The sequence below is a fragment of the Massilia sp. BKSP1R2A-1 genome, assembly GCF_050586525.1.
GTDB lineage: Bacteria > Pseudomonadota > Gammaproteobacteria > Burkholderiales > Burkholderiaceae_D > Telluria.
Window position 1 is genome coordinate 121,335 of the sequence record NZ_JBOBRE010000017.1, and the last position, 6,311, is coordinate 127,645.

The window sequence follows — 6,311 nt, forward strand, 5'->3', positions numbered from 1 at the left end:
GCCAATTGTGGAAAGCGCAAGATTGCGGACGCGCGCCTGGCGCAGCAGGACCGGTCGCACAGCGAGGAGGGGGGATGGCCGGGCCCTTGCCCGGCCGAGGCGGATCAGCCGCGCGAGAAAGTGCGGGTGACGCGGTCGAGGTGGGCACGCATCGCGGTGCGCGCGCCGGCGACGTCGTGCGAGGCGATGGCGGCGAAGATGTTGCGGTGGTCGAGCAGGGTCTGCTGGCGCAGTTCCTCGGTCTGGAAGTGTTCCTTCAGCTTGTGCCACAGCGAGCCGCGCTGGCTCCACAGGTATTCGATCACGCCGACCATCGCGCTGTTGCCGGTGGCGCGGGCGATCGCCAGGTGGAAGTTGCGGTCGGCCGACTCGTTGCCGGCGCGTTCCTCATGGTGCTGTTCCATCTCTTCGACCGCGCGCAGGATGGCGTCGATGGCCGAGTCGCTGGCGTGCTTGGCGGCCAGCGCCGCCACTTCGACTTCGATCAGTCGGCGCGCGGCCAGCACTTCGAAGGGGCCGGGGCCGGCGGTCGGCACCTCGGCCTGCGGCTTGGCCTGCTCGCTGACGTAGACCCCCGAGCCGCCGCGCACCTCGACCGTGCCGCCCAGTTCGAGGGCGATCAGGGCTTCGCGCAGCGAGGTGCGGCTGACGCCGAGCTTGGTGGCCAGCTCGCGTTCGGCCGGCAGGCGCTCGCCTGGGCGGATGTTCTCCGCGCGGATCAGCTCCTCGATCCTGCTCGACACCACCCGGTACAGCCGTGGTTCGTTGGCGCCGTTTTCGTTCGGCGCAGCGGTTTTCTTCATCGATGGGTCCGTCGTGGATAAATGGTGGCCGATGCCAAACAAGGAATCTTAGTTTGACGCGGGTAATGTTGCAAGTGGACCAACCAATTATATGCGAACGGGCCTGTCACCGCTGGGCTGGGCGCTCAGGATTGTGGCGATACCGTCATCGACAAGGCTGGCGAACAGCGCACCGCGCAGCATGAGGGCGGTGAGTTCACTGGCCATCGTCCATCTCGTCGATCAGCTTGCGCAGTTCCTTGATGTCGGCCTGCGACAGCTTGCGCTGGCTGCCGAAGTGGGCGACCAGCGGCGCGATGCGTCCGCCGAAGAGGCGCTGCACCAGGCTCTCGCTTTCGCGCGCCAGCCAGGCTTCGCGCGGCAGGATGGCGGAGTAGAGGAAGCGCCGCCCGTCCTTCTGCGCGGCGATGGCGCCCTTCTTGAGCAGGCGGTTCAGGAGGGTCTTGACGGTGGCGCTCTGCCAGTGCTGGCTTTCCGAGAGGGCCACGACGACCTGCTCGGCCACCACCGGGCCGGGGGCGCGCCACAGCACTTCCATCACGTGCGACTCGGCGTCGCTGATATTGATTTCGGGCGGTTTCGACATGACGGTACCATTTACAGATGTAATCGGAGTCAATGATTACACCTGTAAACGGTACTGTCAAGCGCGCTTCCTAAGGCTGCGGATTCCAGCCGCGGCCCGCGAATACGGTGGCGCGGCTGGACAGGCGCGCGGCGGCTTCGCGATCGAGCTGGACGCCGCCATAGCTGCGCGGCTGGCCGTCCTCGGTCCTGTTGCCGTATTCGACCCAGCCGCCCTGCAGGGGATTGGGCAGCGGCTTGCGGTACCAGGCGTCCTCCGCGATGTGCGGGCCGACCGTGCACTCGATGAAGGCGACGTTGTCCCAGGTGCTCGGCGTGCCGGGCGAGCGCGCGAACCAGGTAGCGCCGTCCGGCGGCAGGTTGCCCGCGGGGCCCGGGCCGCGCGTGATGCGCGAGCGCAGGAAGACGAAGCCCGGCTCGTCCTTGCCCACGGTGCGCGCCTGCACGATGTAGCCGCCGCTTTCCTTGTTGGCGCTGTCGCCGACGGTGCGCAGCTCGCTTTCCTCGAACAGGGCGGCGCGGTTGTTCCCCCATACGAAGTCGACGTTGCCCTCGATGAGCGAGCGGTAGAACCAGGCGTAGCCGGTCAGCTGCAGGGTGTCCTGTTCGGAGATGAAGTGGGCGTTGCGCACCGAGAGGCGTCCCCGGTCGGTACTGAAGAAGATCGTTTCCGCCTGGGCCGAATGGCCGTCGCTGCGCAGGGTGCTATTGTGCAGGGCGATGTCGCGGATCTCCAGCAGGTCCACGTCCTGGGCCAGGAAGAGGGAGCGGCCGCCCGAGAAGCCCGGTGTGCCGTCCAGCTGCCCAGTGCCCGAACCGGGATTGCGGGTGTCGCTGTTAGCGGCGCGGATGATGGTGCTTTCCCTGCTCTGGCCGCGCAGCGTGACCTTGTCCTTGTCGGCCAGGTAGAGCAGCTCCGGATAGACGCCGTCGCGCACGTTCACCGTCAGCGCCTGCTCGCGCGGCAGGCCCATGGCGAAGTCCAGCGCGCCCTGCACCGTGCGGAAATCGGCGCGGCCGTCGTCGTCCACGGTGATGCTGTCGCCGACCGGCTTGTACGGCGTGGTGCGGAAAGACCAGCGCGCGCCCTTGAATCCATCGGCGCGCACCAGCCGCTCGTCGATCACCGCTTCGTACGCTTCACCGTATGCGAGCAGCTGCGGCAGGCGCACGTAGAGCTCCTTGCCGACCACCTTGACCGGATGCTGGCGCACCAGGCGCTGGCGCGATTGCGGCCCCAGCGCGGTGATGGCTTCCCCGGGACGGACCACGGCGACCAGCAGCCCGTCGCGCTTGCGGTAGACGCGCACGCTGCCTTCACCGCTCAGCACGGGTTCTTTGCCGAACACGAGGCGCAGCGGCGCATCCGGCGGCACGCCGCGCGCGCCGTGCGCCGGGTGGACCTCGGCCGAAGCGGGGAGGGCAGTGCTGGCTGGCGCAGCGAAGGGCGCCTGCACGTCGACCGTGAAGACGGCTTGCGCCCACGGATCGTCGAGGCTCCGTACCATGACGGTGGTGCGGCCGGCCGCGTGCGGTGTCAGGCGCAGGCTGCCATTGCCCGCCTCGACGGAGGCGATGCGCGGATCGGCCGCGTGTGCCTCGACGCCTTGCGCGCCGCCGAGGCGGATCGCTTCCGGCGCGTCGCCGGCCTGCATGGCGATGCGGTCGGCGCCCACGTGCACGGTCACGCGTTCCGGCAGGCCGGCCGGGCCGCTGCGCAGGTCCAGCAAGGTGTTGCCGCCCGCGTCCCAGCTGACCGGCTGCACGGCCGGCATGGCGGCGGCGAGCAGCCAGGTGGCGCGGTCGCCGTCCACCGAGATCGACAAGGAGGGCCCCTTGGCGTTCGGGCCGGTCGCCGGCTCCGCCGCAAAACGCAGCACCACGGGCACGCCGGCCATCGGCGCATTGCGGCGCACCTGCTTGATGCGCCTGATCTCGCCGCCGCGCGACTCCAGCAGCTCGATCTGCAGCACCCGGCCGCCGTCGATCAGCTGCAGGCTCGCGCCCTGCCAGTCGCCGTTCGCGTCCTGGCGCGCGCGCAGCAGGAAGGGCGCGCCCTGGCCCGGCACCAGGCGCGCTTCGGCAAAGCCGTCGCTCTCGCCCTGCAGGACCTGCGGACCGGCGTTCTCGCGCACATGGCGCGGCACCTCGGCGGCCGGCAGGGCGGTGAAGCGGTAAGGCACGCGCCAGCCGACGTCGCCGCCATGGGGACAATCCTGCAAGGCTGCGCCGTTCAGCAGCGAACCGCTGTCCTGGAACACGCCGGCGCTGGAGCCCGGATCGCGCACGACCTGCCTGCAGGCGGTGGCGCCGGCGACGTCGAAGGCGTTGGCGGTCGAGATGATGTGCGAGGCGTGGGCGACGCCGACGCTGTAGCCGTGGGCATAGACCGGATGCTTGCGGTCGCCGGCGTAGTAGTTGTTCAGCAGGTGCACCTGGCCGTAGCGCACGCGCGGGGCGCGTTCGGCGACGTGCTCGAACAGGTTGCCCTTGAGCGTGATGCGCAAATGGCCCTGGTCCCCGCTGGCGCGGTCGCCCGAGCCGATCAGCATGTTCTTCTCGTGCTCGCCGAAACGGTTGTAGCTGACGCTGACGAAATCCGCGCCCCCATTGATGTCGAGGGCGCCGTCGTGGCACTGCTTCAGCTTGCCGTTTTCGACCGGCTGCCTGTCGTCAGTGTCGGGCGCGTCGGTGAAGCTGTTGTGGTCGATCCAGACGTGGTGCGAGCCCGACACCGTGATGCCATCGAAAGAAGAATTCCAGTTGCCCCTGGCGCCGTCCTGCGGATCCCAGCGCGGCCCCACGTCGCAGGGATTGCGGATCGCCAGGTTGCGGATCACGACCTGCTCGGCGTTCGCGACCTGCAGGCTGCCATTGATGAAGCCTGCTCCAGGCGCCACGCCGATCAGGGTGGTGTGCGAAGGGATGCGCACGAGGCCGCGCTGCGCCTGGTCGCCCGTGTTCGCAAAGGCGCGGCCTTCGCTCATGTCGATGACGGCCGCCACGCGCACAATGCGCGCCGGCGCCTGCGCGCCAAGGGCCGCCAGCAATTGGGTACGGTCGCGCACCGTGAACACGTGCTCGGGCCTGGCGAGCGCCCCGCCGCGCGTGCCGCCGTTCTGTGCGGCCCAGCCGTCGGAGGGCGCATGCTGGCGCTCGGTCAGTGCGACCGGGCTGGCTGCGGCCTGGCCGAAGGCGCCGGCCAGCGCCAGTGCGAGGAGGGTGGCGCGCGGCTTCAACGCACACCTCGCATATCGGCTGCCAGTGCAGGCACCTTGCGCGCCAGTTCCTTCGCCATGATGCCGGAAAAGCGTTCGGCGCCCGCCGGTCCCAGGTGGGTGTAGTCGAAATTGGCCCCGGTGCGGGCGAGCTTGTCGGCTTCCTGCGGCCCCATGGCCTGCACGGCGGCCAGCGAGAGGGCATTCAGGTCGACCAGCGGCGTCTTCGTCGCGCGCGCGACGTCGCGCACGGTAGCGGCCCAGGGAGCCAGGTCGTTGTGCACATAGCCGTCCTTGAAGCTGCGCCGGGTGAGCGGCGTCACCAGCACCGGCACGCCGCCCAGCGCGCGCGCTTCTTCCACGTAGCGTTTCATATTGGCGGGGAATTCGGTGACGAAGTCGGTGGAGCGTCCCGGTTTGCCCGGCTGGTCGTTGTGGCCGAACTGGACCAGTACATAGGTCTTGCGAAAGCCCGCGCCGTCGCCCAGCAGCTTCGTGACCTCATCCCAGCGGCCTTCGGCGCGGAAGCTCCCCGAGCTGCGGCCGCCGCGCGCCAGGTTCAGGCAGCTGGTCTCCGGCGTGAAGCGCGCGCACAGGGCGTCGCCGTAGCCGGTGGTGCTGGCCATGGTCGAATCGCCGACCAGGATCACGCGGTCGGGCAGCGCCGGGGCGGCCTGTACGTGGGCGGCCAGCAGCATGGAGAGGAAGGGAAGGGCGAAGCGGGGCATGGGCGGTCTCCTGATGATTCGCCTGATTCTATTTTGGCCTGACCAATTTATCAAGCGGTCAGTCCGGATTGTAAAGACGAGGAAGGAAGAAGATGTCTTGTCATAGGACGTCAGACATCTTGTGATGATATATAATCGTCTTATCCCTTTCTTATCCCTATTTTTCCATGCTCCCCACGCAGCGCAAACCCCGCAATCTTGCCCAGGGTGTCGTCGAACAGATCAGCAGCAGCATCCGCCAGGGACTGCTCAAGCCGGGCGAGAAGCTGCCCACCGAATCGTCGATGATGGCGCAGCATGGCGTGAGCCGCACCGTGGTGCGCGAAGCCATCTCGCACCTGCAGGCGTCGGGCCTGGTGCAGACCCGCCACGGCATCGGCACCTTCGTGCTGGAACCCGCGCCGCAGTCCGGGCTGGGCATCGACGCCGAGAGCATATTGACCCTGCGCGACGTGCTGTCCATCCTCGAGCTGCGCATCGGCGTGGAGACCGAAACCGCGGGCCTGGCCGCCGTGCGCCGCAGCGACGAACAGGTGCAGGAACTGGGCGCCGCGCTCAGCGAGATGATCGACGCCATGTCGGCGGGGCGCTCGGCGGCGGAGGCCGACAAACGCTTCCACCTCCTGATCGCGCAGGCCACCGGCAACCGCTATTTCGCCGACATCCTGGCCCAGCTGGGCAACGCCATCATCCCGCGCGCACGCCTGAACACGGTGGAGCTCGAGCAGGACAAGCCGGCCAATTTCAACGAGCGCGTCAGCCGCGAACACGAGGACATCTACCGCGCCATCGAGCGCCGCGACCCGGAAGCGGCGCGCGCCGCCATGCGCACCCACCTGTCCAACAGCCGTGAACGGCTGGTCGAGGCGCAGCGCCGCCTCGAGTCCATGGTGAATTAAAAAGGCGCTGTCACTGTTCAGTGTGGGTTCGCCGCGCTGAATACACCAAGCGCCGCACCTAACAGCCGCTCGGCCGTT

General features: G+C 68.6%; 5 protein-coding genes. 1 reads left to right on the forward strand and 4 read right to left on the reverse strand.

The window, feature by feature from the left end; translation table 11 throughout:
• Window positions 1-104: 104 nt before the first annotated feature.
• From ACQ7JA_RS22265 to ACQ7JA_RS22280, 4 genes are all read right to left on the reverse strand, one after another.
• Complete coding sequence (locus ACQ7JA_RS22265; RefSeq protein WP_430901822.1) at window positions 105-803, reverse strand: FadR/GntR family transcriptional regulator; 699 nt, start codon at window positions 801-803, stop codon at window positions 105-107.
• 196 nt (window positions 804-999) lie between these two features.
• Window positions 1,000-1,389, reverse strand: a complete 390-nt coding sequence (locus tag ACQ7JA_RS22270) for a BlaI/MecI/CopY family transcriptional regulator (RefSeq protein ID WP_430901824.1) — start codon at window positions 1,387-1,389, stop codon at window positions 1,000-1,002.
• Between the two features lie 70 nt (window positions 1,390-1,459).
• Window positions 1,460-4,627 carry a pectinesterase family protein gene (locus ACQ7JA_RS22275; protein ID WP_430901826.1) on the reverse strand — a complete coding sequence of 1,056 codons (3,168 nt, stop codon included), beginning with the start codon at window positions 4,625-4,627 and terminating at the stop codon, window positions 1,460-1,462.
• Complete coding sequence (locus ACQ7JA_RS22280; RefSeq protein ID WP_430901828.1) at window positions 4,624-5,334, reverse strand: rhamnogalacturonan acetylesterase; 711 nt, start codon at window positions 5,332-5,334, stop codon at window positions 4,624-4,626. Before ACQ7JA_RS22280 ends, ACQ7JA_RS22275 begins: the two co-directional genes overlap by 4 nt.
• Before the next feature lie 167 nt (window positions 5,335-5,501).
• Between ACQ7JA_RS22280 and ACQ7JA_RS22285 the strand changes: the two genes are divergently transcribed.
• Window positions 5,502-6,233, forward strand: coding sequence for a FadR/GntR family transcriptional regulator (locus ACQ7JA_RS22285; protein WP_430901830.1), 732 nt, complete (start codon window positions 5,502-5,504; stop codon window positions 6,231-6,233).
• The last annotated feature ends 78 nt before the right edge of the window (window positions 6,234-6,311 follow it).